Origin of the sequence: Agrobacterium tumefaciens (genome assembly GCA_025560025.1) — a bacterium.
Taxonomy (GTDB): Bacteria; Pseudomonadota; Alphaproteobacteria; order Rhizobiales; family Rhizobiaceae; genus Agrobacterium.
In genome coordinates this window covers 217,762-241,756 of record CP048485.1, presented here as the reverse complement: position 1 = coordinate 241,756, position 23,995 = coordinate 217,762, and the positions used below count along the sequence as shown (strand labels likewise).

The window sequence follows — 23,995 nt, the reverse complement described above, 5'->3', positions numbered from 1 at the left end:
TCATAGGCCTATTTATACAGGTGCAGGTTGAAGTTACCTTGAAGGCAACCTCTCGAATGTCACGGGAAATAGCAAGGAACGATTAACCAGATCGATGTTCGCCATGATAGCGCGCAGGGGATGCGCGCCCACGCAGTATCAATGGCTCGGGGCGGCGGCCGCTTCTTTGCCCGCCTCGGGCTTCTCGCCTTCGACGATCTTGACCGAGCGTGGCGTGCCATTGCCGTTCTGCTCGCGAATGTCGGCCTTCGACAGATAGTCGAGCTGCTCGATCAACACATCCTCGACCACCTCGTCGTCGAGCTTCTTGTTCAGCCCTTCACGAATGCGCTGCTTGAATGCCTCGGGATCGAAGGTGGAAATATTGGCGATGTTGACCATGGATGAACCCGCCAGCAGCGTGAACAATTCGTCGGTCATCAATTGCGTGGCCGGCAGTTCGATCTTTGCCATCTTTTCCTTGTCGACGCGCAGGGAAATACGGCTGAGGAAATAACCGTTCACCCCGCCATCATTGATGACGGGAATGGTGATGCTCTCACCCTTGACCAATTGCAGATTGGCCTTTTTCGCGCCCGCCTCATCCCCCGGCGCGGGTGCTGTCGCCATCTGGACGGAGAAATACACCGCGCCGAGCGTGACGGCGCAAACCCAGACGCCGGTGAGAAGAAGCTTCAACATCAGGAGGCGGCACCATACATGAACTGTTCCTGCGAATAGGTGCCGTCTGTATCGGCTTCCTGGATCGCGTTCTTGAGCAGGTCCGCAACGGCGCGAACCGCGTTCAGATGCGCCTCGACACGGCTGGCATTGGTCGCGAGCTTGGACTTGATGCCCTGTACCTGATCGAGATGTCCCGCAGCGATTTCCTCGTGGGGCGTATCGCGGAACAGCATCGTCAGCTCATAAAGGCAACGGCTTTTATGGGCATTGGAGACCTTGAAATCGAACTGGGGGTCCTTACCGATATTATCGTTCTCATTGTCGATGATCATTTCAAGACGGCCGAGAACGGATTTGATGCGGTGGTCGTTCGACATAAGGTCCATGCTTGTCTCCTCGTTACGATTTTTCATTTTCAAGCCTCGTCCGTTTTCTCATTGGAAACGCCGAGGACCTGCCGCTCGAACTCCGCCACCATCCGAATTGCAGCATTGTGGTCTTTTTCATTCATGGATACGTCGGGAATCCCCTTGCTTTCGGCTTTCCGCAACGCATCCTTGTAAGCCTGTTCCGCAATGCCGACGCCGCCATTTCTGGAGATCGTGTCGGCAAACTGTTCCGCCATCATGCTTTTCCAGATCTCGCCGGCATTGCCCTTGCCATAGACCTCTTCGCTGTCTTTCGGCAGCATGTTGGCAACAAAGGTCTGGAGTACGGAAGCCTCGTATTTGCGATATGTTTCCGGAATTTCCGTGCGGGCCGAGCGGATGTTGGTATCGCCAAGGCCCGCTTTCGAGGAGGCGCCATCCAGCATATCGACAGCGGCGCCAAAGCCCTTGCCGGCATCGGCAAGGCTGGTTGCGGCAAAGGCCGCCTTGTTCGCCTTCAGTTTTTCCTGGGCGACCTGCACTTCCTGGGGGTCCGCAGCGCGAACCACATCCATCACCAGATCGCTTATAATCGATATCGCCACGTCCCGATCTCCCGAGCTGATAAACACGCGGCAAGCAGCCTGCACGTTTACTCAATCAAGAAACATCGCCGGAGACCTCTTTCGAAACGCCTGCGATGCAACAATGGGACAGATTATGAATCGCCAACCTTGCTGGAGGCTGGTGTCCGGGATGCGCTCGTCATTTCAAGTAGATCGTAGATTGCATTGTCGTCGGCCTCGCGGTCTTCCAGATCGCGGGCAATATGCATCCTGTCCTCGAGCCGGTCGGCCTTGGTCTTTTCCTTGAGGACCTTGTTTTCCTGCAATTGCTGCACGCCGGCAAGCTGGCGATCCTTGACGACAAGGCGGCCGTAACGATCCGAATAATGCTTGGAAAACATCTGATGGACCGGCTCCATGGAGCTCATGGCTTCCAGCACGTTGTCCATGGATTGGGCCACCTCGGTTCGCACGCGGGTGGTGTCGGCCAGTTCCACTTCGGCCATTTTTTCCATGTGGCGCTGGACCGTTACCAGGCGTTTCAGTTTTGCAGAGCGCTTGTCCGAAGCCATGGTTTCTCCAGATCAAAAACCGATGAAGACCGGGCCGAAACCATCCACGAACTGGCGGATGAGGGCCGCAATCGACAAATAGAGCATGAAAAGACCGCCCGCCAGAACGAAGGGCGTCGAGATGAAATAGACCGGTATCTGTGGCGCCAACTTGTTGATGAGACCGACCGCAACGTTGAACATCAACCCGTAGATCACAAAAGGGCTGGCAAGCCGCAGCATGATGGAGAAGGACGCCCGCAGCGTGTCGGTGAGCGTAATCAGCATCTTCTGGCCGCTGATGAGCGCGCCCACCGGCGTCGCGGTGTAGGAATCGACCAGCGCCTTCAGAACGATATGGTGGAAATCCAGCATGAACAGCACCAGCAGACCACCGAAGGTGATGAAGTTGGATATCTGGTTTTCCTGCACGTCTTCGATGACATCCGCGCCACCCGGAGCGCTCAGGCCGATGGAGGAGCCGATGAGCGCACCGGTGAACTGGAAACCGAGGGTGTAAAACCGTGCGATCAGCCCATACATGGCGCCGATGGCGATTTCCGTGAAGATAAGGCCGACGACGGTGCCCTGGCTTGAGCCGGAGACTTTCGGATAAATTCCGTCCCACAGCACCGGCAGGAGCGCCATGGACACCGCGACGCAGAGCAACATGCGAATCTGCGGTGAAATGCGCGAACTGGAAAAGCCCGGCATGGTCATGAAACAGGCGCCGATACGGCAAATGGCAAGGAACAATGCGATAATTGTCCCTTGCGGGTCGGTTATCATGAAATGGCGCCCAAGATCTTGATCTCCAGCCCCTTGGCAAGTTCCACATGCGAAAGAACCGGCAGGGTCGCGAAGAGTCGCTCGATAATCATGCGCACATAGGACCGTGTTTCCGGCGATGTGACAAGGACAAAGGGCAGTCCGCGATCCATGAATTCACGGATAACTTTCGATGCCTGCTCTGAGAACTCCTCGAGATGACGCGGATCGATGTCGAATTCGACGATTTCACCCTTCTGGTCGCGCTTGAGCGCCTGATGGAAGACCATATCCCATTTGTTGCCGAGGCGAAGCACACGCAACACGCCATTGTCGGCAAGATCGCCGCAGAGCTGCTGCGACATGCGCACCCGCACATGTTCGACGATCTGCTCGGTCTTGCGCACATGCGGGGCAAGTTCGGCGACCGCTTCGAGAATGAGATGCAGGTTGCGGATGGACACACGTTCGGCAAGCAGCAGTTTCAGGACCGCCTGCAGGCCTGAATAGGACATATGCGACGAGCAGATTTCATCGGCCAGCTTCTTGTATTCGGGATCGAGCCGGTCGATGAGAATCTTGACGTCCTTATAGGACAGCAATTGCGGAAGATTGTTGCGGATGACTTCGCTCAGATGCGTCAGTACCACCGAAACATTGTCGATCGGGTGGAAGCCTTCGCGCTTCAAATCCTCGGTAAAGGTCTCGAGAATGGAGACTGCTGGCATGCCGAATGCGGGTTCGCGGATTTCGTCGCCCGGAATGCTTGGCTTGCGCCCTGCCCCCGTTACGACAAGGACATCGCCGACACGCAGGTTGCTTGACGCGATCGTCGTGCCGTGGACGCGGATCTGGTAGGCTTTTTCCGGTATCATGATGTCATCGGAGACTTTGATTTCCGGCACCACAAAGCCATATTGGGTCGCGAACTTCTTGCGCATCTTGCCGACGCGGAAAGCCAGTTCCTGATGTGCGCCGAGAAGGCGGGTCGAGACCTGCTTGCCGAGGGCCAGCTCGATTTCGGAGGTTTTGAGGACCTGTTTGACCGAATCCTTTTCGGCTTCGGTGGTCTGGAGAACCTTGTTCTCTTCCTCCTGGCGGCGCAGCGTGCTTTCAGCTTCTGCCTGGCGGGGAATATACCAGCTGCCGAAAGCCATGATGCCGCCCAGCATGATGAAGGGCAGGAAGGGCAGGCCCGGAATAATCGCCAGCAGGCCCATCAGCATGGCCGAGACCATCAGCGCCCGCGGATATCCGCTCAGCTGGTTGACGACCGCCTGGTCGGTGGAACCGGCAGTGCCGCCGCGCGACACCAGAAGGCCGGCCGCCAGTGAGACGATAAGCGCCGGGATCTGCGAAACGATACCGTCACCGACCGAAAGCTTGACGAAGACATCGGCCGCTTCGCCGATCGGCATGCCATGGCGGAAGTAACCGATGATGATGCCGCCGAAAACATTGATCGCAGTGATGATCAGGCCGGCAATCGCGTCGCCGCGCACGAATTTCGAGGCACCGTCCATCGAACCGAAGAAGGAGCTTTCCTCTTCCAGTTCGCGGCGGCGGCGCTGCGCTTCCTTTTCATCGATAATGCCCGCGGACAAATCCGCATCGATCGACATCTGCTTGCCGGGGATGGCGTCCAGGGTGAAGCGCGCGCCGACTTCAGCGATACGCGTCGCGCCCTTGGTGATGACGATGAAGTTGACGGTGATCAGGATCAGAAAGACGATCAGACCGATGACGAAGTCGCCGGACATGACGAGGCTGGAGAAACCGGCGATCACGCCGCCCGCCGCCGTCGGCCCCTCATTGCCATGCGAAAGGATGACACGTGTCGTCGCAATGTTCAGCGACAGGCGGATCATGGTGGCGATCAGCAGCACGGTCGGGAAAGACGAGAAATCCAGCGGGCGCTGGATCCACAGCGCCACCATGAGGATGAGGACCGAAAGCGCGATCGAAAACGCCAGGCCGATATCCACCAGAACGACCGGAATGGGAAGGAACAGAACGCAGAGGATCGCCACGATGCCCAGGGCGAAACCGATATCCCGCATGCTCGGGGTTACCTTGGGCAAGGAGATGACTGGTGGTTGCGCCATAAAAATCGTCCTGTCTCTTCATGAGAAGGGCGACGGAAAAGCCGCCGCACGGTTCGCGGCACCGGATCGCAAGGATATAAACGCAGTTCGGTCCGATGCTTCAGCCTATCCCTAGCCGCTGAAGCTTGCGCGAGGGTGGCATCTGCCCCGGATGGAGGTCAGAATCCGGACTGAATGCGCGAAAAGACGAGATTGGAAAAAAGGGCGATCTGCGCGCCTACAAAAGGAGCGGCGATGCCAAGGACGAGCATGATCGTCACGATTTTGGGGACAAAGGTCAGGGTCATTTCCTGAACCTGGGTCAGGGCCTGGATGAAGGCGATGGCGACACCCACGACCATGGCGGCGAGAACCGCCGGACCGGCCGCGACGAGAACCGTCCAGACTGCAGCCTGCATGATATCAAGCGCATCGGCCTCGTTCATCGTCGCATCCTTTATTCCGGAAGGGCGGCATCATACCGCCCCTTCACTATCACGAATCGGCAGGCGTATTCGAATCGGTATCGCTATCAGGTGTAGTCGCGATCGGGCCGTTCGAGAAGGTCACGCCGGCCTGCAACAGCACTTTGTCACCAGCTTCGGTGATGGCGACAACGCCATCCGAATAAACTTCGACTTCCTTCACCACGCCTGTGACCTTGTCGTCAGCGCTCTTGACCGTCTTGCCGACCAGATCGGAAGCGCGCGTCAGGGCTTCAGCCTGCAACATGCTCTTCAGATGGGTGTTGGTCTTGATCGTCTGCTCGACCTGCGAGAAGCTCGCCAGCTGCGACATCTGCTGTCCGGCATCCATCGGGCTGGTCGGGTCCTGGTTCTTCATCTGGGCGATGAGGAGCTTCAGGAAGCTGTCATAGTTTAACGATGCCGCGTTACCGTCAGTGCTGTTCGCACCGGCATTGGCCCAGGGATTTGACGCTGCCGAACTGACTGCATCTACCGCCATGGTGCTATCTCCTTGCGAATGTGTTCGATCGTTGCCGGGGTCATTTCCTGATTGTTGAGGATTTTCTCCTCGAGCGGATAGAGGCCGCGAATGGCCTTCAGCGCTTCGAAAGCCTTGCCGGAGGCAACCAGCCCGTCGATCCGCTTGAGTTCGGCCAGAACCTCATCATGCTGGAAGCAGTTCAACAGCATGCTCACGGATTTGCGGAACATGTTGGTCGACTGTTCGCGCCCTTCCGGGTTGATGAGGATCATCTGCGCGATGAAATAAAGCTGTCTGAGCGGCGTCGTCGCCTGCTCCGGCTGCAACACGTGGTTCTCAAGCAGGAACGTGACATCGTTCAGGAATTCGAGCGCCACCTTGCGATCCACACGCAAGACCGCGCCGTTGATGAAAATCTTTTCGCCCGATTTCAGCGAAATTCGAAGTGTACTTTTCATTTCAGTCCATCCCTGATGATGGTTGTCACGTCAATAATGCCCTGGAAATTCGTCGACTGACGTTTCCGGATCAGTTCGCACTCTTTCAATATCCAGATTGCAATCGAAATCAGGTTGGCCCTGAGTTCCGTGGCAAGCTGGTTGTCGGGTTGCTTCAGATCCTCAATGAAGCGGATCCAGACCCTTCGAGTGTAAAAAAGCGCTTCGATCGTATGGCGCTGGGAAGAGGAATCCTTTGCCTCCACCAGAAGTTCGATCGATTTTGTCAACGCCTGCCGCTCGCGATCTTTCGCGTTGGCGACACCATCCTCCATGATTTCGGCGTAGGAAAACTGGTACATTCATGTATCCTTTATCTGCCGCCACCTCTGTTCATCAGAGGTAGTTCACCAGACTCATTTTTTGCAGACGCGACGTGAGACTGTATGCGATTTCAATCTGCTGCTGGAGTAGATCGAGACGGGTCTTCGCCTCGTAGGTATCGATCCCCTCGATATCCAGCAGGTGGGTTTCGATGATCTTTTTCTGCGCGGCCAGTGAATCATTGGCTTTCGAAACACGGCTTTCGGAAAGGCCAAGCTGGCTCTGCTGCTGGTTCAGGCCGCTGATGGCAGTGCCGATATTGGTCACCGACTTGGTCGCCACCATTTCACGAACGTCGCTACTGACCTTTTCGTCGAGGAAGGTCATCGCCGTCATGGCCGTCATCGCGAAATAACGCATGCCCTGGGAATTGCTGTTGGTCGATGTCTCGACCACCTCGTTCTGGCTGATGCGGCTCGTCATGTTCGTGTCGCTCGCCTTGGAACCGTAGGTCGTCCAGAAATCGTAGTTCTGGCCAGCCGTCAGGTCGGCGTGCGGCGGGTTCGTCACGGTCGTGGTGCCGTTGAACACACCTTCAATATGGGTCATGAACGCCGCGGCCTGATCCTTCGACAGGCTCTCGACATTGCCGACCGGTGGCGTCTGCGCCGCCATGAATGCGTTCAGTTCCACCTCATAGGCTGCCTTCAGCGTCGAGCCTTCGGCGAAGTAGTCGTCAACCGGCTTCACATCCGTATTGATGCCGGAAAACAGAAACTCGCCATTGACCGCCGTGTTTGCGAAGCTGGTAAAATTGTTGAACGCATTCGAGATGGTTTTGGCAACTGTCGTCAGCGTCGGCGCTTCACTGCTCGTATTGGGAACAAGAACCTTCTGGATTTCCTGCGCCGCCTTCGCCATGCCATCAAGTGCCGTCTGGGACGATTTGAGGCGTTGTGTGGCGATGGAATTGACGCTGACAAGCGAGGTGATGCGGTCAATATCGCGATTGAGGTCGAGACTGCGGGCCGTGTTGGCACCGAGCGTGGCGCCAATATCCGCGTGTTTGCCGGTCGTCAGCTCGGTGTTGAGATTGGTCATCTCAAGCTGAGCCTTCAGGATGGTGCTGCGCATGCTGTTCTGCATCGCCAGCGATGAAATGAAGGACGTTTTCATCTGTTACCTCACCATATCCATCAGCGACTTGAGCATTTCATCGATGGTGGTCACCAGCTTCGTAGCCGCCTTGTAGGACTGCTCGATGTCCATGAGCAGCGAAAGCTCCTCATCCAGGCTGACGGCGGTGTTGTTCGAATAGGAAGCGGCGGAGCGCTCGTAGAGCGCGCTTTTCGCCTCGTTTGCCGACGTTGCGCCGGAGCGTTCCTGTTCGAGCCAACCCATGGAGTTGGTGCCGTATTTCAGGATGCTGGTATTCGTATCGATACGTGTCGACGCGTCAAAGCTCATGGGCGCGTCGAATGCGGTCACATAGCTGCGTATCAGGGTGGAAAAGCCTGTTCCGCCCGTCGCTGTGGTATTGATCACATAAGCGGTACCGTTGATGCCGCCATCGCGCAACAATTCCGGGTTGCCACCTTTGGAAATAATTAACGCCGGGTTGACGGTAATGCTGGCTGCGAGCCCGGGAGAGACAACGCCGGCCGCCGGAATGGTGGTCGCCGCCGGTGAGCCATAGGTGAACAGACCCGGCATGTTCGGCAGACCGCTTGCCGGATCCGCAGGCTTTTCCGCAAACATGGTGATCAGGCCGCGCGCGATTTCGTCGAGCTGGCTTTGCATCGTCGGCGCCAGGTCATCGCGCACCTGCATCAGGCCCTGAAGCGAACCTGCCGCCGTCGAATTGCTGCCGCTGCCTGCCTTGAGGGCCACGCCGTCGACATAAATCGCATTGCCGGTGGTTGTCGCATCATAACCGGGCTGCGCCTTGAAGGTCACCTTGCGCGGCACGACCTCGAACAGCGTTGCGCCTTCTGTCGTATAAAGCGCCACATCGTTGTTTTCACGACTGACGACATTGATCCCGATGATGGAGGAAATGTCCTTCAGCAGCGTCTCGCGCTGATCAAGCGCATCGCTCGGATCGCCGCCGATCGCGGTCTGCGCCTTGACCTCGTTATTGGCCTCTTCGAATTTTGCGAGAAGGCCGTTCAGCTTGTCGACCTGGAGGGAAATTTCCTTGTCGGCACGAAGCCGCATGGCCTGCAGTTCGGCAGAGGCCGTATTCAGGGAATTGGCAACGTCACTGGCCGCAGTCACTGCCGTTGCGGCCAGTGCAGCATCGCTCGGCTTGGCGGCGTAACCGTCAAGGCTCTTCAGCAATTCCTTCATGTAGGTTGCCGGCGAGCTCTCATAATCATTGCCGCCGAAAAGGCTCTTCATCTCCTGGAGACCGGTCAGAACGGTGCTCTGACCGGAAGCAAGCGAAGCGCTGGAGATGGTCTGCCTGAGAAGGCTATCATTCTGGGCACGACCGTTGGAGACGATACTCGCTCCAGCCATGGTCGTGCCGAGAATGGCGGTTCGCTTGACGTAGTTCGCATTACCGACATTGGCAATGTTTTTCGAAGTAACGTCAGTCTGCTTACCTGTATTATTGAAAATCGACTGCGCAGTATTCATTGCTGACGTGAGCGACATTCATTTGTCCTCGTGAGAATTCTTATCTCTTCAGATTGATCAGGACATCCATCAAATCCGATCCGGTCTGGAAGACTTTCGAATTCGCAGTATAGATTCGCTGAGATTCAATCATGTCGGTGAGTTCGCTGGCGATATCGACGTTCGAGCCTTCGAGCGCGCCCTTCTGGATGTAACCGAAGCTGCCCGTCTGCGCGAAGCCGATGGTAACGACACCAGATTCATTGCTCGGCAGATAGACGTTGCCGTTTTGCGGGCTCAGATTGTCGACGCTCGGCACCGTTGCCAGCGCCAGCTGGTAGATGTTGCGGCGGCCGCCATCCTGATAAACCGCCGTCACCAGGCCGTCCTTGCCGATTTCGACGTCCTTGATCTGGCTCGGACCGTTACCGTTCAGAACCGCGGTGCCGGGCGTGAACTTCGACGAGAACTGCGTCATCTGCGACAGGTCGATCTCGATCGCCTGCGCCACGCCGCTGTTGTCGTCATTGATCGTGATAGCCTTGGGCGACGCCGTCGTGAGCTTGTTCGTGGCCGGATCGAAGGCCAGCGTAACCGTCTCTTTTACGAGCGTTGCAGGGGCAGTTGCCGTATACGGGAACCCGCCATCGGTCGACTGATCCTGACGATAGACGCTCACTTCCCACTGGGGATTGCCGGAAGCATCATTGTCGATACGCGTGTAATAGAAGTCGTAGAGGACCTTAGCGCCACCGCTGTCGAACGCCGTGAGCGAGGTCTTGGCGCCAACCTTGGAGGTGGCGACGTTGTCGCTCGGACGCGAGCCCGCCGCAACAATCGCTTCGTCACGATTGAGGTTGGCCGGGAAGCTGCCTTGCGTGGAAGGAGATGCCGTCAGGCCGAAGTCGTTGATGTTGATGGCCTCAAGGCCAGTAAATCCGTTGACGACCGCTGCCGGCGGGTTGGTACCATAGGGGTAACCCATCAGCAGGAAACCAGCTGCATTCTCCAGATACCCTTCCGAGTTCTTCTGGAAAGAGCCGGCTCTTGTCAGATAAGGCGTGCCGGCACCATCCTGAACCACGAAGAAGCCGTTGCCCTGAACGGCAAGGTCGGTGCTCGAGGTGGTGTAGGAGAGGTTGCCCTGCTCCGAAATGCTGTAGCGAACGTTGGACTGCACGCCGCCCGACGCATAGCTGCCCGACGAGGAGGGCAGGACGAGCGAAGAGAACGACGTCGATGCGCGTTTGTAGCCGGTGGTGCTTGCATTGGCGATGTTGTCGCCAACGGTTCCCAGCTTGTTCGCCTGCGCATTCATGCCGGACACACCGGTTCGCATAGTGCCGAAAATACTCATTCAAAAACCCTCGTGGTCATCTTCAGGGAGAAGGTAAAGCGTTTGGCTTGCGTGAAGCTGTCTGAAATACCGCGTTTGAAAAAGACCACGCGGGTCAATGAAGATCATTGCCAATCAATGCTGTAGCCAAGGAAACGCTTGGAATCGACAGGGTCGTAGCCGAGCTTCTTGCGCAGTTTCTTGCGCAGCTTGCTGATGTGGCTTTCGACGACATTTTCTTCAACGTCATCATCAAAGATGCCGTAGATCGCGTTGAAAATCTGCGCCTTGGAAACGCGGCGTCCGCGATTGGCAATCAAATATTCAAGGATGCGGCGCTCGCGGCGCGGCAGGGGAAATACCTCACCACCGACTTCCGGATCACGGCCGTCGGAGAAAACCCGGATCGGTCCCGCGTCGGTGAAGTTAGAAATGACCTGCAGCCGGCGACGGATTGCCGCCGCACGTGCGAGGATTTCTCGGGGGTGAACCGGCTTGCGCACGACATCGTCGACGCCGCTGTCGAACAGCGCAAGCGTCGATTCCAGCGAGGGCTGGTCACTGACCGCGATAACCGGCGCCGTCGTGCGATCCCTGATCGCCTTCGGCAATGAAAAGCTCCGGTCGCCCTGACCGATCAGGAAGGCCTCCACCGCCGCAAGATCGCTGTCCGCCGCCGTCGAGACCCATTCCCCGAATTCGACCGGATCGAAACCGGTCGAGGGGATGCCCTCACGCCCAAATAGAGATGTATAGCCGTCTTTAACGAGCTCGCGCTCATCAACCACTACGATCATTCGTCCGCCTCCGAATCACTGTGGTGTTTTCCAATGTGGCATTGGTACGAATCGGAGGATTCAGCGACAACTGTAGGAAATCATCGATAGTTATTAATAATTGATTAACTATTTTGTGCCGATTTGATCTACATATAGTGGTTGTTAACCATATATGGTACAAAATTTTTGTGTAAAAATTTCAAAATTCCGAAAAAATCGCTTGAAGCGCCTTTTTTCAATCAATCTATCGCCACATTTCAAATTGCGAGTCTCAGGCACGTTTGCACAACCAAAGATTGCTACCCATCGCAGAAGTTTTTCGCGTTGGCAGTCCATTTTCCGTAGCCCGTCGCCACCAGATTGGCGATGACCCGGCAGACATATTTCTTCTGGGCCGGGTCATTGTTGGGGCCGGCGTGATAGCGGGCGACCGCCATGGTCCAGGTTTCATGCCTGTTGTGGAGATTGCGCAGGAACATGGCGGCATATTCGACATTGCGGCGCGGATCGAACATTTCGCGCGCGGATGTGAAGTTTTCGCCATGGAAATAATGGTTTATCTGCATGCAGCCGAGGTCGATCAGCTTGGCGCCGTTGCGTTTTGCCGCCTCGAAAGTGGTCAATGCCTCCTCGGTGGAGGCGGCAAATACCGGTTTTCCCTCGATATTCATGGCATTGGGGTCGAGCCGCCCCTTGCGGCCCGTCTCGGTCAGGCCGACGGAATAGAGAATTCCCTCCGGCACCCCATATTTGCGGGCAGCGGACTGGATCTCCCTTTCACACACGCCTGATGTTGCCGAAGCCGAGGCGTTTTCAGAGGTAGACGCCATTGTCAGCAGAAGAACGGGCAGAGCCAAGAGCACCATCCATGCCTTCATTATGCACCCCCAAATTCTCACCATTGCCCTGTCGGCCGTCCCGTGCACCGGACTCGTCACGGTTGCGCCCCGCCGCGGCCTGCTGGCCCTGCTGCTGCGCCTGCTGATTTTGTTGATTGTTGCCCTGTGTGCCCGTTTGGTCACTCTTGTCGGAAGAAGCGATGCTGATGGTGATGTTATCGACCGTCAGACCCTGCGCCTTGAGACCATCAAGGATGCTCTTGCTGTCTTCCTGGAGCTTTTTATAGGCAGCAACGCTCTCCACCGTCATGTGAACGGCGAGCTCATCACCGGCCAGACGCAGCGACATCGTCACCGATCCAAGCTCGATCGGCGTCATGTGCAGCTTCAGCGTATGCACGACCTTGCCAGTGCTGCTCTGCGCCGCTGCGTTGGAGAGCGACGAACCGGGCTGCATGGCGCTGACCCATTCGGGGTCATTGGCGATGAGGCCGGTCAGGGCCGATGCGTTGGTCGACGGCGCCAGACCGATGAACCGCCGTGAATCGAGAACCGTTATCGTATCGGTCGCCTTTCCGGTGCTTTCCCGGGTATCGAACTCAACACGGCCATCACGCTGCACCGTGCTCATATCGAGCCCGCGGGCCGCACCGGATCGCGGCGACGAAAAGCGGAATGCCGAGGCATCGTTGCCGTTGTCCGCACCCGATCCGGCGTCGTTTCCGGCCGGCTCCATGCCCGTGTGCATGTCCTTGAGCGAAGGCTCCGTTTTTCCCCGAGGCATATCGGCCTTGTCCGACTTGACGGCATCTGCCTTGCCGGCAATGGCCTGCGCGATTTCCTCAAGCGGGGTCTTCGCCGTCGCGATATCGCCGGCATTGGCCACAATCATCTTCAGCTCAGCGAGCTTCGGATCGAGCACATCTGCCGTCGTCTCGGCGTCGTTGTCGGCATCATCCTTGAGCTTCTTGCCCGCCTTGCCGTTTTCAGGCGACGTGCGCGCGGTTTTCACCGCATTGTGAAACTCCGCCGCCGTCTCCTGGGCATGGCCTTCTCCAGCATGCTCGTTGACGATAACATTCAGAAAATTCGCCTGTCGTTTGACCGGGACATCCATCTTTTCCGCCTCACCGCCAGCTTGCGCCTGATGCTCTTCAGCCGAACCCGCCTCCTGGTGCTGTCGCGAATGGGGTGGCCGATCATCCCGAACCGTGGAAAGTGCCTCGCCGAAACTGCCGCCCCTGGCGTCATCGCGCGGACCGGCGCTGCCGGCGCGTGGATCGGCCTGCGGTGCGTTCACTATCGCGTTGATGGTTGCGTCGATCATGGTGCCCCCTCGCCTTTCTTTAAAAGGCTGTCGATTTCATCGAGCTTGCTGCGACCGCTCGTTACGAGTTGCCGGACGTTCTCGCCCTCATCATCAGCCTTATGGGTTTCAACCCGCCATATGCTCTTCGCCTCGGCACTGGCCGCCTCTTTTGACGGCGCATCGTGCCCGGCACCCGCTCCTGCCGTAACCCCCGCATCCGTACCCGGCTGCGCGGAGGGTGGACGAACCACCTGTTCGGCGATTGCCCTTGCCGCCCCCAGCAAGGCTTTGTCACGATCCGAAAGCTGCGCTTCGGGAATTTGTCCGATTGTCTCGATCGCGCTCACCACGTCGGGCGTGCCGATATTGGAGAGGCTTTCATAGAGATTTGCCTGCACTTCCGGCTGGTCCGGCATGGCAGGTGAGAGGCCTTTAACCTTCAGCGCCGCCATGCGCGCCAGCGAATCCTTGCCGCTGATCGCCGCAAGGCGCGAAAGACGCAGATAGGCCTCCTTCTGCCTCTCCGTGTCCATCATGGCGAATGTTTCCTGTATCGCCTCTTCGCCGATGGAATCGGCGCGCTTGACCACCAGCGAAACCAGGAGATCGGCAAACTGGCTGGCATAGGGCGAATGCAGGAACCGCCGCGCATAACGCTGCGCATAGTCAACACCCCGCCCCGCGTCGCCGTCTTCAACGGCAATCGCCAGCGAGCGGCGGAGCGCGGCCTCCTCCACGATGGTGCCGGGCGCTTCGAGCCGGGCTATGTCGTAGAAACCGAGGGCAGCCAGCGGATCGCGCGGGATCGTCACATTGCCGCCAATCAACGCCAGATAGGCGCCAATCCGTGTGCCGCGATATTCGGGCACCATGGCGGCGATGCTCTGCGCCACCAGCGTCCCCTTGCCGGAGAGATATTTACGCAGGATATCGGCCACGCGGCTGTCGAAATTGCCGTCCACATCGCGCGCGACCAGCAATTCGAGCGTCGCCGGATTGCCGCCGCTCATCGCATAGATAAGCGCCGCATCGACATTGCGCGGATCCTTGAAGATCGCCGGGGGAGCGCTCTTCAACCGTTCGTCGATGGTCTGGAGCAGGAAGCGCTGCATCTCGGTGGCCGAATGGTCTCCCATGGCGACCGAATCCTGCACGAATTGCAGGGAGCGCAGCATGGCATAGGGCATGAGATTGTCTTGCGATTGCGAAAACGCCTTGATCGGCTCGCCACCGAGACCGCAAAGCGTCGCTGCAAGAAAGAGCCAGCGTTTCGAGGATCTGTTCACGCTCACCCCCGATCGGCCTCAAGCAGGATTTCGATACGGCGGTTCGCATCCGCCAGAGGGTCCGTCGGCACCTGCAATCTGCGGTCCGCAAAACCCGATACCTGCTTCACCCGCTGTTCGGAGAGGCCACCGCGAACCAGCATGTAATAGGCGCTATGGGCGCGATCCATCGAAAGCCGCCAATTGTCATTGGCCTCGCCCTTGAACTGCCGTCCATCGGTATGGCCGCGGATCACGACGCTGCCGCCCCGCTCCTGAAGCAATTTGCCGATCTTTTCCATGGCCAGAACCAATTCGCCCCGGGGCACGGCCGATCCGACATTGAACATCGGCGTTTCGGTCTGATCGGAAATGGTAAGCAGCAATCCGCCTTCGGCCGGCGTCACCACCAGGCCTTCGGAGAGCTTGCCGGTAATTCCGGATATCTGCTTCTCAATCTCTTCACGCAGCGTGTCAGCCTTTTCCCACTCGGCGTCGCTGGCCTGCTGCTGCTCCGGCTGCGGTTTCGCAAGTGCTGCCTGCTCAGCGGCATCCGGGCGCTGCTGCGGCACCACGGCGGCGACTTCCATCGGCTTGCCGTCCTGCGCCTTATCTGCCGGTGTCTGCGACTGAACGGTCTCAACCGCTTCGCCGTCCTTTGCTGCCGCATCCTGCCTGCTCTCGGCAGACTGATGAGCCTCGACCGGGTTCTGCTGCTGGTCGGCGCGGGTGATCTTCACCTGCTGTGTCCAGAAATCAGGATCGAAGGGATCGCGATAAGCTTCACCACCGCTTGCACCCGTCGCCGGACCGGAATCGGCAGCGCCGCCCTCGCCCTTGGCGCTGACATTGGCCTGCTGCCCGACCTGCTGGGCGATTTCAGCCAGCACCGAATACGGGTTCTCAAAGAAGTCGGCTTCCGAGAAATTCGACTGTTCGCCAGTCTGGGAGGTCAGGTCCTCACCCGTCGCGGCAGCGGAACCCTTGGTTACCTTTTCAGCCTGGATGTTGGACTGGTCCTTTTTCTGAACGCCCTCTTCCTTGTCCACCGGCTTTTCCAGCCCCTTGGACGAGGGTTTCTCATCGGACAGCTTGATCGGATTGAAATAGCTGGCGACCGAGGCCTTGGTTTCTTCGTTCGCGGCGTTGACCAGCCACATGACGAGGAAGAACGCCATCATGGCCGTCATGAAATCGGCATAGGCGATTTTCCAGGCGCCGCCATGGGCGCCATCGTGCCCGCCCTTGTGGCGTTTGACGATAATGATCTCGTTTTTACCGTGGTGGTGGTTTTCGCCTTCACTCATTTCATCACCTTGCGAAGACTGGACGACCAGGCGGACATGCGCGTGACGAACACGCTTTCACCCACCTCGACGGAAAGGTCGATATCCGTGGACTCGGTAAATTTCATCGTCTCTTCTTCAAAGCCCGGCTGCGTCTTTAATTGCTCGAACAAATTTTTCGGGCCTTTCACAACAAGCGTGACGGCCTCGCCATCCGGCATGGAAGCACGAACGACATCCGCCAGCGCCGAGACCGCCTTGAGCGAAAGCTCTTCCGTCAGAACCGGCGCGAGAATATTGGCTGTCTGTTCGCTGAGGCTGGCGGCGATGGCATCGATACCCTCACGCAAGCCGCGGGACAGGAAAACGGCGATCTCTTCGAGATAGACCGAACGCAGGTCCTCAAGCTCAGCCGCGTGGGCGGCCAGCAGCTCTTTCCGCTCAGCCTGCATCTTCTCGGTGACTTCGCGGGTGGCGTCCTCGTGACCACGGGCATAGGCCGCCTGTTTTTCGCTCTCCACGTCGACGGTCTCGAAGTCGTCGAAACCAATCGTCGTATCGGCAAAACCGGAGGCACTGTCGGCATCCGCCAGCGGATCGCCGAAAGCCACGCCTGCCGGCTGGGCATCACCGAAATCCTTGAGATATCGTGCAATTGACGCGCTCATGCCCGCCCCCGGCAGAACAGACCAAAAGAGCGAGACATGTTCCGTTGCCTGCGATCCAGAGCGTTCTGTCGCATTTCCGGATGGAAAACCGGGATCCACTTTTCCTGGAAATGCTCTAAGCCGTTTGGCGGCACCACCGTCATCCTTGCTACCCTGCCCGTCTCTTCCATGATTTCCGGAAGGATCACGCCATGCGATCCGCCCCATATTGCCCCGACGTTAGGTGTTCAAACTTGTGCGAGGATGAAGGCGGGCCATTCAGCAAGCCTGCGCCCATTCATCCACGCGCGCGCAGGTCGGCCGAAACCGGTTACTTGAAGAGCTGGAGGATATTTTCCGCATTGGCATTGGCGATGGAGAGCGCCTGGATGCCGAGCTGCTGCTGCGTCTGCAGCGCTTTCAGCCTGGTCGATTCCTCGTTCATGTCAGCATCGACGAGACGGCCAATGCCTTTGTCGATCACATCCATCAGGCTCGACACGAAATTTTCCTGCATGTCGATGCGGCTTTGCAGCGAACCGAGACTGGAGGCCGTGCTGGTCATCGCCTCGAGCTGCTTGTCCACGAAGGACATCATCACATCGATGGCATCCGCATCGGTATAGGTGGTGCCGCCGCCGGCAAAACCGCCCATGGCCGCAGCGACGACATCGAGATTGCCGAGATCGAGTGTGGAGACGGAAAAACCGAGGGAACGAGCGATGGAGGTCTGGCCGCCGCTCGTATCGTAAAACCAATCATTGCCAGTGGTGTCACGATAGGCAGAGGAAACAGTCGTTCCGCCGCTCGACGGGTCTGTTGCCGTCACCTTGACCCACACATTTTCCGCAAGACGGAGATAATTGTCGGCCCCGCCACTATAGACATTTGGATCCGTATTCGTATCCGCCGTCGCGGCATTCAGAACGCCAATTTGCGCGTCGGTGAGTTTCGGCAGGACGTAACCCGTCTTCGTTACCGTGCCTGCGGTCGTCGACGTCTGGGTGACTTCATATTCCGTCTTGCCGACAAAAACGGCGCTCTTGTCGAGAATACCGAGCTTTCCACCGCTCAGGTCGAAAAGGACGGTGCTGCCATCGAGCTTGTAGTCAACGGTGGTGACGCCGACATTTCCCGAGCCCGTTCGCGTGAAGGATGCAACGACCTTCTTCGTGATGGGTTCTTCGGCCGGCGGCGTGCCGCCGTTGCTGATGCTGGCCTGCAGCCAGTTTTCACCGGAGAAGGAGGCGGATTCGGAAATGCTTTTCAGCTGCTCCTGAAGCTGCTTGATTTCATCCTGGATCTTGCTGCGATCGGCGCCAACGCCATAGGCAGCAACAAGCTTGGCCTTGATCTGCTTGACAACCTCGATCGTGCTTTCAAGCGCGTCATAGGCAGTGTCGACCTTGGCGGCGCCCAGACCCAGGGCATCCTGCACCGCGGAAAGCGCATTATTGTCGGAGCGCATTGTCGTCGAGATGGACCAGTAGGCCGCATTGTCCGCCGCAGTCTCGACACGATAACCGGAGGACACCCGCGCCTGTGTCGTTTCCAGATTCTTGTCGATCATGCGCAGGGTCTGCAGCGCGGCCATTGCCGCCGCATTGGTCAAAATGCTGGTCATGGGATCCACCCAATTCAAAATGTCAGAAAAATCCGGCGCTGCGCCGAAAACGAGCAGGGGCATCATGCGCATCGGCAATGGCTGAAACTGGCCACCGCGACCTGCCGTTCGTTAACAAATCGTTAATGCGATAGGTAACAAACAACAACGTTGATTTGCAAGGCGTTCCTTGGCTTCACAGAACGGTTTTGCATAAACCGGCAGGCTTCAGGCAAGCTCGGGCGAAAAAATGCCCCAATGAGGCCGTCGCGCCCGTGATTTTCGCAGGCACGACGGATAATCGATCAAAATGTCCGGTGGTCTGGTTCAGGCCGCTTCACCCTGACGGGTCGGCACGAATCGGGCCGCCATCAGGCTCTGACGCAGAAATTCGGTATTCTCGTCCGGATTTTCGGAAGGGTTCTGAAACGAGACATGGTTGATCTCGACCGCCGCATGGTCGTTCGCGAGAATCAAACGCGCATAGACCGTGGCGCCCTTCGGCTTAAGCTCCAGATCCAGAGTGATCTCCGGCGCGCCTTCCCATTCGAGCTTATATTCGCCACCCGCGCCGAAGTTGATCGTGCCCGGATGATAATAGAGTTCCGCGGCAGACGAGACGAGGTCAGCTATGCTGCCATTGCACTCGAATCTGAGCAGCGAAATCAGGTCGGCCGGGTCTAGCAGGCGTAGTTCGGTGGCGATCGGGTTGATCGCCTCTGCGACGATCATTTCCCGCTGTTCAGAATAGGCGGATTTTTTCATTGGTTTTATTGAACCCGTATTTTCGATGACTTCATGGCGTAAACCCGATGAACGAGTTCAGCCACAGCCTTATAAAAGGCTGGTGGAATCACACTATCGATCGAGACTTGCGCAAACATGGAGCGTGCGAGCGGTGGGTCTTCAAAAACGGGGATATTATTTTCTTCCGCAATCTCGCGGATTTTCAATGCGATAAGGTCCTGGCCCTTGGCAACGACGATCGGCGCGTCGCTTTCTTCGCGCACATAACGCAACGCCACCGCAAAGTGTGTGGGGTTGGCGATGACAAGCGTTGCGCGCGGCACGTTGTTGATCATGCGGCGGCGGGCACGGTCACGCGCGATCGAACGCTGCCGCGATTTGACCACGGGGTCGCCCTGCGACTGCTTGTACTCTTCCTTCACCTCATGCTTCGTCATTTTCAGCTGGCTGAACCAGTGGTGGCGCGTCCACAAAAGGTCGACGGCGGCGAGCAGCGCGGTCGACAGCAGGATCACCACCATCATTTTTTTGACGATCTCGACAACCCTGACGAAAATCACCTGCGGATCGGAAAACATCAGGTCGATGAGACTGTAGAAATCGCCGCGCAGCGCAAAGAACATGATCACCGAAACGATCAATATCTTGAACAGCGATTTGCCGAATTCAACGAAACCCTGCTTGCTATAGATGCGTGTGAAACCCTTTGCAGGCGAGACACGCGACCATTGCGGGCGCACCCTTTCAAGCACCGGCGACGGCAGGTTCTGCAAAAACGACGAAGCGAGGCCGAAGACGATGAACATGATCATGGCCGGCATGAGCAGATAGGCCATGGATGTGCCGAGAAAATAAAGCAGCGACAGGGCGTCCGGCCTGGTGCTGAGATCCCATTGCTCGGGCTGGCCGAACAGGTCCTTCAGCGTGACACCGATGCGACCGGCACCATCGGGCAGAAAGAAAACCAGATAACAGTAAAAGGCGAGCGACGAGGCAAAGATCGGCACTTCGCGGGAAAATGGAAGGTTGCCCTTTTCGGCCGCATCGCGGAGTTTTTTCTCCGTCGGGGCTTCTGTTTTACTGTCCTTGTCCTGATCGTCTGCCAAGGCACGTTCCCGGGATAAAAAAAGGCCCGCCGATCCCGGCAGGCCGTCATCCCGAAACTAGCGCCCATGGTCGGCCATCGCAATGGCCGCGTCTGCCAAGGGTGCGGGTTATCAACCGGCTTCCGCTTAAGCCGCCGCCGATTGTTCGTCCGTCGAGGCTTCTTTCAGCTGAATCTGGCCGGAATTGGCCAGGCGGATAGCTTCCTGTGCCACGGCGCGGCGCGCGATCGCCACTTCGCGGGTGTTGACCGAGGCCTGCGGCACGGCGAGATCCGATTCGATCATGCGGCGCTGGCGAGGGCTGATGCTCGACAGGACACATTCCTTGATTTCCGCCGTGGCGCTGCGCAGGGCCATGGTGAGAACATCCGCCGAGACATCGTTGAGCAGCAGGACGCGGCTGCGCTGCGGCATGAACATGATGTCGTCGAAGAGGAAGATCTTCGGCTTGACCTTGTTGGCGGCTTCCTTGCTCAGCGTTTCGAGCGAGCTGAGCAGCGTGTCGACCTGCGGCTTTTCCATTTCGTTCATCAGATCGGCAACCTTGGTGGAACCGCCCGCATTGCGCTCTGCCTCGATCTCGTTGATGAGGTTGACCACACGCTTCTCGATGATCTGCGCAGCCGTGGGGCTGACTTCCTTCATGTTCACCGTACGGTTCATGATATCGGCGCGCTGTTCTTCCGGAATGGTGAGAAGTACCTTGGCGCCGAAGGACGACGGCAGCATGGAGAGGATATAGGCGATGGTCTGGGGATGCTCGCGCAGCAGGAACTTGCCGACGAATTCCGGCTCGGCTTCCTGCAGGCGGTCCCAGATCGACGCCTCATAGGCCTGGAAGGCTGCACGGCGGCCAAGAAGGCTGTCGACCTCCTCCGGTGTCAGGCCTTCTTCGAGAATGCTTTCGATCGCCTTGGCATTGTCCATCAGACCCGTTCCTTCGGTGAACAGGTCTTCGAACTCCGCCACGATCTGTGCGAGTTCGTCCGGGGGAATGACGCGCAGCGTCTGGGCCGAGGAAATGATCAGCTGCAATTCGTGCTGCGTGAAAAACTTCAGCAGCTTGCCGGCGACGCCCTTGCCCATGGCAAGAAGCACCGCGGCCGCCTTGTCGGCCTGAGACAACGGCTTCCCTGCCAGGGGGTTACCGAAATCCTCGAAGTCCATCATGGTCTTTCCTCTCCGTCCCCACAGGGATCAGGCTTTTCTCGTACTCATTACTTCAATCAATTTTACGCCGAAGCGCGTATCGTCGTCTTCAAGTACCGTTATTTCACCGCGCGCAATACGGCGGCCATTCACCATGATTTCAACCGGTTCGCCGATCTTGCGGTCTAGCGCAATCGTCGCACCTTCCTCGAGGCTCATCAGACCCGAGACCAGCATCCGGCTGGTGCCGAGAACGATCTGGACATCGATCGGGATATCCATGATCAGGTCCATATTGTCGGACAATCCGCTGCCAAGCGGCGCCTTGACGCCCGCAACCTGCGGGGCAGCGGCAAAATCATCCATCGCAAAATCGGTCGACCCGCCACCGAAGGCGGAAAGGTCGTTGTCTGCGGAAGCATCGTCCGCGCTTCCGAAATCGCCGAAGTCACCAAAATCGGATAGCGAACCTTCCGCATCCGTCTTGAGGACGCCGCGCAGATCGCCGATAGCCTGGTCGATGTCGCCGCTGTCTTCAAGCGACGGCAGTACCGCATCATCGGTCACAGGTGTTTTCTTCGTAGCCATGCGCTGATTATTCCCTTTGAAACTTGCGTCAACCTGCCCAAAACCCCAAAAGGCCGGGGCAGGATTTAACCCATCAAATGTCGCAGAATCTCGTCGTCCGTGCTGACATTGTTCTTTACCCGAACCATGTAGCGGTCACCGGACTTGCCGAATTCGCAATTATAGAGTTTGGAGCCGTTGGCACTGACCTCGACGCCGATATCGTCCTGCTTCAGATCCTGAAACGGAATGACGTCGCCGGCCACCAGCCTGGAGATCGTCCGCAGGGTCAGCGTTTCGAGCTTGATGCGCGCCTCTAGCGTTACCTGCGATCTTTTCACCTGCTGCGAAATCATATCCATCCATTCTTCCTGCTTCTTCAGCGCCTGGGCTGAAGCCTTGGGAGCGACGATGGATGTCTTGAGCAGGGGCCGCTGCGGAACGATGAGAGAAAATTCCGACGAGACCTTACCGATATTGATCTTCATGCGAATGGTAACGCCGTAAAGGCCGGCGATCATTTCGTCGAAGGCGCTTTTTCCATTGGCGTTGAAGGGCGGATCGATGGTTGCCTCGAAACCACCAGGAGCGTTGACGCCCGAGCGCAGGACACCCGCGATGCGTCCGAGAACCATGGCCGCAAGGTCGAGCTCGATATGGGACAGGCTGCGCTCATCAGGCTCGCCGATGGTGTCAGGGGCCGCACCCAACATGCGCTCCATGAGCGCGATGACGAAGCCGTTGCCGACAGCCATCATGAAATTGGGGCACCAGTTGCGCAGCGAACAATCGGCGACGGCGACATTCTGTCCGACATTGGCGATGAGATCGGTCATCAGCCCCGATTCGGAACCGAGATATTCGACCTCTATCGCAATGCCGGTCTCGCTGTGAAAGATGTCCGGCAGGAATTCGCTGTAGAGATGGCCGATATCGGAACCGATCTTGGCGATCGTCCTGCGGTCGGAAAGCCCTCCCGTGAGTTTCGCGAGCAGGGCAGTATCGATGGCGGGGGCTCTTTGGGGTGCAGCTTTAGCCATCGTCATGCCGCCTTGTTTTCGCCGCCGGGGTTCATCATCTCCTGCTCGACGGCGTCGATGGACGGCCGCTCATAGTTGGAGATAGTCTTGCGGCCATATTCGAGCGCGACCTGCGGCACCGAGCCGTTCATATAGGCGATCAGCGTCTGCTTGACGATGATGTAGAGGCGGTGCTGCTTGGTGCGGACGATCTTGACCTGCGAGGCGAGCGGATTGCAGATCGAATAGGACAGGATGATGCCGAGCATGGTGCCGACGAGTGCGGCGCCGATCAGGCCACCCAGAACTTCCGGCGATTCGTTGATCTTGCCCATGGCCTTGATGACACCGAGAACCGCCGCGACGATACCGATGGCGGGGAAGGAATCGCCCATGGTGGTGATCGCGTGGTATGGCTTCAGCTTGTCGGTCAGGATGGTTTCGATTTCCTCATCCATCAACGCTTCGATTTCATGGCTGCGGGCGTTGCCGATGATGATCAGGCGGACATAGTCGCAGATGAACGAGGTCAGTTCCTTGTTCTTCAGGACCGAAGGTGCGCTCTGGAAGATCGAGGATTCTTCTGGATTGTCGATATGGGCCTCGATCTCGTTGCGCGACTTCGTGCGCAGGTCGCGCATCAGCGAATAAAGCACGCCGAGCACGTCGAGATAGTTTCGCTCCTTGGGCACCGAATGTTTGAAGGCCTCTCCGAGCGCCTTGCCCGAATCCTTCACGACCTTCATCGGGTTCGCCATGATGAAGCCGCCGAGGCCGGCGCCACCGATAATCAACAATTCGAACGGCTGAACCAGCACGTCCAGATGGCCGCCCATCGCCATGTAGCCGCCGATGATGCAGCCGAAAGTGATTATAAGTCCAATTACAATATTCATTGATCGACCACGCCCGAACAGTGTTCCATGCCGCCATCTCTAGAAAATGTGGCTTGCGTGAACCTGTCCGCGAGGCCTCCTGCTCGCTTCCCCATCAGCCAGTTTCGCACAAGCAAGCT

26 protein-coding genes are annotated in these 23,995 nt (G+C 57.8%); all 26 read right to left on the bottom strand.

The features are described 5' to 3' along the window. Positions 1-138: 138 nt before the first annotated feature. A complete protein-coding gene (locus FY152_01220) occupies positions 139-681 on the bottom strand; it encodes a flagellar basal body-associated FliL family protein (GenBank protein UXS30774.1) in 543 nt (180 codons plus the stop codon). After that, a complete protein-coding gene (locus FY152_01215) occupies positions 681-1,049 on the bottom strand; it encodes a hypothetical protein (protein UXS30773.1) in 369 nt (122 codons plus the stop codon). The genes FY152_01220 and FY152_01215 overlap by 1 nt, the downstream gene beginning before the upstream one ends. 29 nt (positions 1,050-1,078) lie before the next feature. Beyond that, the gene (locus tag FY152_01210; GenBank protein ID UXS30772.1) at positions 1,079-1,636 is read right to left on the bottom strand and encodes a rod-binding protein; all 558 of its coding nucleotides are present in this window, start codon (positions 1,634-1,636) and stop codon (positions 1,079-1,081) included. 113 nt (positions 1,637-1,749) lie between these two features. After that, complete coding sequence (locus FY152_01205; GenBank protein ID UXS30771.1) at positions 1,750-2,169, bottom strand: hypothetical protein; 420 nt, start codon at positions 2,167-2,169, stop codon at positions 1,750-1,752. Positions 2,170-2,181: 12 nt separating this feature from the next. Further along, complete coding sequence (gene fliR / locus FY152_01200; protein ID UXS30770.1) at positions 2,182-2,937, bottom strand: flagellar type III secretion system protein FliR; 756 nt, start codon at positions 2,935-2,937, stop codon at positions 2,182-2,184. Beyond that, positions 2,934-5,021: a flagellar biosynthesis protein FlhA gene (gene flhA, locus FY152_01195; GenBank protein ID UXS30769.1), complete on the bottom strand. Its 2,088-nt coding sequence runs from the start codon at positions 5,019-5,021 to the stop codon at positions 2,934-2,936. The genes fliR and flhA overlap by 4 nt, the downstream gene beginning before the upstream one ends. A gap of 158 nt (positions 5,022-5,179) precedes the next feature. Next, positions 5,180-5,446, bottom strand: coding sequence for a flagellar biosynthesis protein FliQ (fliQ, locus tag FY152_01190; GenBank protein ID UXS30768.1), 267 nt, complete (start codon positions 5,444-5,446; stop codon positions 5,180-5,182). A 49-nt stretch (positions 5,447-5,495) separates the two neighbouring features. Next, positions 5,496-5,966 (bottom strand): flagellar hook assembly protein FlgD, encoded by a 471-nt coding sequence (gene flgD / locus FY152_01185; GenBank protein ID UXS30767.1) that lies wholly within the window; start codon positions 5,964-5,966, stop codon positions 5,496-5,498. Further along, complete coding sequence (flbT, locus tag FY152_01180; protein ID UXS30766.1) at positions 5,957-6,406, bottom strand: flagellar biosynthesis repressor FlbT; 450 nt, start codon at positions 6,404-6,406, stop codon at positions 5,957-5,959. Before flbT ends, flgD begins: the two co-directional genes overlap by 10 nt. Continuing rightward, a complete protein-coding gene (flaF, locus tag FY152_01175; protein ID UXS30765.1) occupies positions 6,403-6,747 on the bottom strand; it encodes a flagellar biosynthesis regulator FlaF in 345 nt (114 codons plus the stop codon). The genes flbT and flaF overlap by 4 nt, the downstream gene beginning before the upstream one ends. Before the next feature lie 34 nt (positions 6,748-6,781). Then, positions 6,782-7,885 (bottom strand): flagellar hook-associated family protein, encoded by a 1,104-nt coding sequence (locus FY152_01170; protein ID UXS30764.1) that lies wholly within the window; start codon positions 7,883-7,885, stop codon positions 6,782-6,784. A gap of 3 nt (positions 7,886-7,888) precedes the next feature. Then, on the bottom strand, positions 7,889-9,367 hold the full coding sequence (gene flgK, locus FY152_01165; protein ID UXS30763.1) for a flagellar hook-associated protein FlgK: 1,479 nt from the start codon (positions 9,365-9,367) through the stop codon (positions 7,889-7,891). A 22-nt stretch (positions 9,368-9,389) separates the two neighbouring features. Next, a complete protein-coding gene (locus tag FY152_01160; protein ID UXS30762.1) occupies positions 9,390-10,685 on the bottom strand; it encodes a flagellar hook protein FlgE in 1,296 nt (431 codons plus the stop codon). Between the two features lie 104 nt (positions 10,686-10,789). Beyond that, positions 10,790-11,461: a response regulator transcription factor gene (locus tag FY152_01155; GenBank protein UXS30761.1), complete on the bottom strand. Its 672-nt coding sequence runs from the start codon at positions 11,459-11,461 to the stop codon at positions 10,790-10,792. 281 nt (positions 11,462-11,742) lie between these two features. Then, complete coding sequence (locus tag FY152_01150; protein ID UXS30760.1) at positions 11,743-12,309, bottom strand: lytic transglycosylase domain-containing protein; 567 nt, start codon at positions 12,307-12,309, stop codon at positions 11,743-11,745. Next, positions 12,257-13,609 (bottom strand): flagellar hook-length control protein FliK, encoded by a 1,353-nt coding sequence (locus FY152_01145; GenBank protein UXS30759.1) that lies wholly within the window; start codon positions 13,607-13,609, stop codon positions 12,257-12,259. Before FY152_01145 ends, FY152_01150 begins: the two co-directional genes overlap by 53 nt. After that, positions 13,606-14,883, bottom strand: a complete 1,278-nt coding sequence (locus tag FY152_01140) for a chemotaxis protein (GenBank protein ID UXS30758.1) — start codon at positions 14,881-14,883, stop codon at positions 13,606-13,608. The genes FY152_01145 and FY152_01140 overlap by 4 nt, the downstream gene beginning before the upstream one ends. Then, entirely contained in the window at positions 14,880-16,163 is a 1,284-nt protein-coding gene (locus tag FY152_01135) for a MotB family protein (protein ID UXS30757.1), read from the bottom strand. Before FY152_01135 ends, FY152_01140 begins: the two co-directional genes overlap by 4 nt. Continuing rightward, complete coding sequence (locus tag FY152_01130; protein ID UXS30756.1) at positions 16,160-16,810, bottom strand: hypothetical protein; 651 nt, start codon at positions 16,808-16,810, stop codon at positions 16,160-16,162. The genes FY152_01135 and FY152_01130 overlap by 4 nt, the downstream gene beginning before the upstream one ends. A gap of 310 nt (positions 16,811-17,120) precedes the next feature. Beyond that, positions 17,121-18,413, bottom strand: coding sequence for a flagellar protein FlaD (locus FY152_01125; GenBank protein UXS30755.1), 1,293 nt, complete (start codon positions 18,411-18,413; stop codon positions 17,121-17,123). Positions 18,414-18,719: 306 nt separating this feature from the next. Then, a complete protein-coding gene (locus tag FY152_01120; protein UXS30754.1) occupies positions 18,720-19,157 on the bottom strand; it encodes a hypothetical protein in 438 nt (145 codons plus the stop codon). A gap of 5 nt (positions 19,158-19,162) precedes the next feature. Then, a complete protein-coding gene (flhB, locus tag FY152_01115) occupies positions 19,163-20,245 on the bottom strand; it encodes a flagellar biosynthesis protein FlhB (protein ID UXS30753.1) in 1,083 nt (360 codons plus the stop codon). Between the two features lie 126 nt (positions 20,246-20,371). After that, the gene (gene fliG / locus FY152_01110; GenBank protein UXS30752.1) at positions 20,372-21,415 is read right to left on the bottom strand and encodes a flagellar motor switch protein FliG; all 1,044 of its coding nucleotides are present in this window, start codon (positions 21,413-21,415) and stop codon (positions 20,372-20,374) included. A gap of 27 nt (positions 21,416-21,442) precedes the next feature. Beyond that, positions 21,443-21,982: a flagellar motor switch protein FliN gene (fliN, locus tag FY152_01105; GenBank protein ID UXS30751.1), complete on the bottom strand. Its 540-nt coding sequence runs from the start codon at positions 21,980-21,982 to the stop codon at positions 21,443-21,445. 65 nt (positions 21,983-22,047) lie between these two features. After that, positions 22,048-23,007 (bottom strand): flagellar motor switch protein FliM, encoded by a 960-nt coding sequence (locus FY152_01100; protein UXS30750.1) that lies wholly within the window; start codon positions 23,005-23,007, stop codon positions 22,048-22,050. After that, the gene (gene motA, locus FY152_01095; GenBank protein ID UXS30749.1) at positions 23,004-23,876 is read right to left on the bottom strand and encodes a flagellar motor stator protein MotA; all 873 of its coding nucleotides are present in this window, start codon (positions 23,874-23,876) and stop codon (positions 23,004-23,006) included. The genes FY152_01100 and motA overlap by 4 nt, the downstream gene beginning before the upstream one ends. Between the last annotated feature and the right edge of the window lie 119 nt (positions 23,877-23,995).

Coding starts and splice junctions, on each gene's coding strand:
- FY152_01220 (UXS30774.1), bottom strand. CDS start 681: ATGTTGAAGCTTCTTCTCACCGGCGTCTGGGTTTGCGCCGTCACGCTC.
- FY152_01215 (UXS30773.1), bottom strand. CDS start 1,049: ATGGACCTTATGTCGAACGACCACCGCATCAAATCCGTTCTCGGCCGT.
- FY152_01205 (UXS30771.1), bottom strand. CDS start 2,169: ATGGCTTCGGACAAGCGCTCTGCAAAACTGAAACGCCTGGTAACGGTC.
- fliR (UXS30770.1), bottom strand. CDS start 2,937: ATGATAACCGACCCGCAAGGGACAATTATCGCATTGTTCCTTGCCATT.
- flhA (UXS30769.1), bottom strand. CDS start 5,021: ATGGCGCAACCACCAGTCATCTCCTTGCCCAAGGTAACCCCGAGCATG.
- fliQ (UXS30768.1), bottom strand. CDS start 5,446: ATGAACGAGGCCGATGCGCTTGATATCATGCAGGCTGCAGTCTGGACG.
- flgD (UXS30767.1), bottom strand. CDS start 5,966: ATGGCGGTAGATGCAGTCAGTTCGGCAGCGTCAAATCCCTGGGCCAAT.
- flbT (UXS30766.1), bottom strand. CDS start 6,406: ATGAAAAGTACACTTCGAATTTCGCTGAAATCGGGCGAAAAGATTTTC.
- flaF (UXS30765.1), bottom strand. CDS start 6,747: ATGTACCAGTTTTCCTACGCCGAAATCATGGAGGATGGTGTCGCCAAC.
- FY152_01170 (UXS30764.1), bottom strand. CDS start 7,885: ATGAAAACGTCCTTCATTTCATCGCTGGCGATGCAGAACAGCATGCGC.
- flgK (UXS30763.1), bottom strand. CDS start 9,367: ATGTCGCTCACGTCAGCAATGAATACTGCGCAGTCGATTTTCAATAAT.
- FY152_01160 (UXS30762.1), bottom strand. CDS start 10,685: ATGAGTATTTTCGGCACTATGCGAACCGGTGTGTCCGGCATGAATGCG.
- FY152_01155 (UXS30761.1), bottom strand. CDS start 11,461: ATGATCGTAGTGGTTGATGAGCGCGAGCTCGTTAAAGACGGCTATACA.
- FY152_01150 (UXS30760.1), bottom strand. CDS start 12,309: ATGGTGCTCTTGGCTCTGCCCGTTCTTCTGCTGACAATGGCGTCTACC.
- FY152_01145 (UXS30759.1), bottom strand. CDS start 13,609: ATGATCGACGCAACCATCAACGCGATAGTGAACGCACCGCAGGCCGAT.
- FY152_01135 (UXS30757.1), bottom strand. CDS start 16,163: ATGAGTGAAGGCGAAAACCACCACCACGGTAAAAACGAGATCATTATC.
- FY152_01130 (UXS30756.1), bottom strand. CDS start 16,810: ATGAGCGCGTCAATTGCACGATATCTCAAGGATTTCGGTGATGCCCAG.
- FY152_01125 (UXS30755.1), bottom strand. CDS start 18,413: ATGACCAGCATTTTGACCAATGCGGCGGCAATGGCCGCGCTGCAGACC.
- FY152_01120 (UXS30754.1), bottom strand. CDS start 19,157: ATGAAAAAATCCGCCTATTCTGAACAGCGGGAAATGATCGTCGCAGAG.
- fliG (UXS30752.1), bottom strand. CDS start 21,415: ATGATGGACTTCGAGGATTTCGGTAACCCCCTGGCAGGGAAGCCGTTG.
- fliN (UXS30751.1), bottom strand. CDS start 21,982: ATGGCTACGAAGAAAACACCTGTGACCGATGATGCGGTACTGCCGTCG.
- FY152_01100 (UXS30750.1), bottom strand. CDS start 23,007: ATGACGATGGCTAAAGCTGCACCCCAAAGAGCCCCCGCCATCGATACT.
- motA (UXS30749.1), bottom strand. CDS start 23,876: ATGAATATTGTAATTGGACTTATAATCACTTTCGGCTGCATCATCGGC.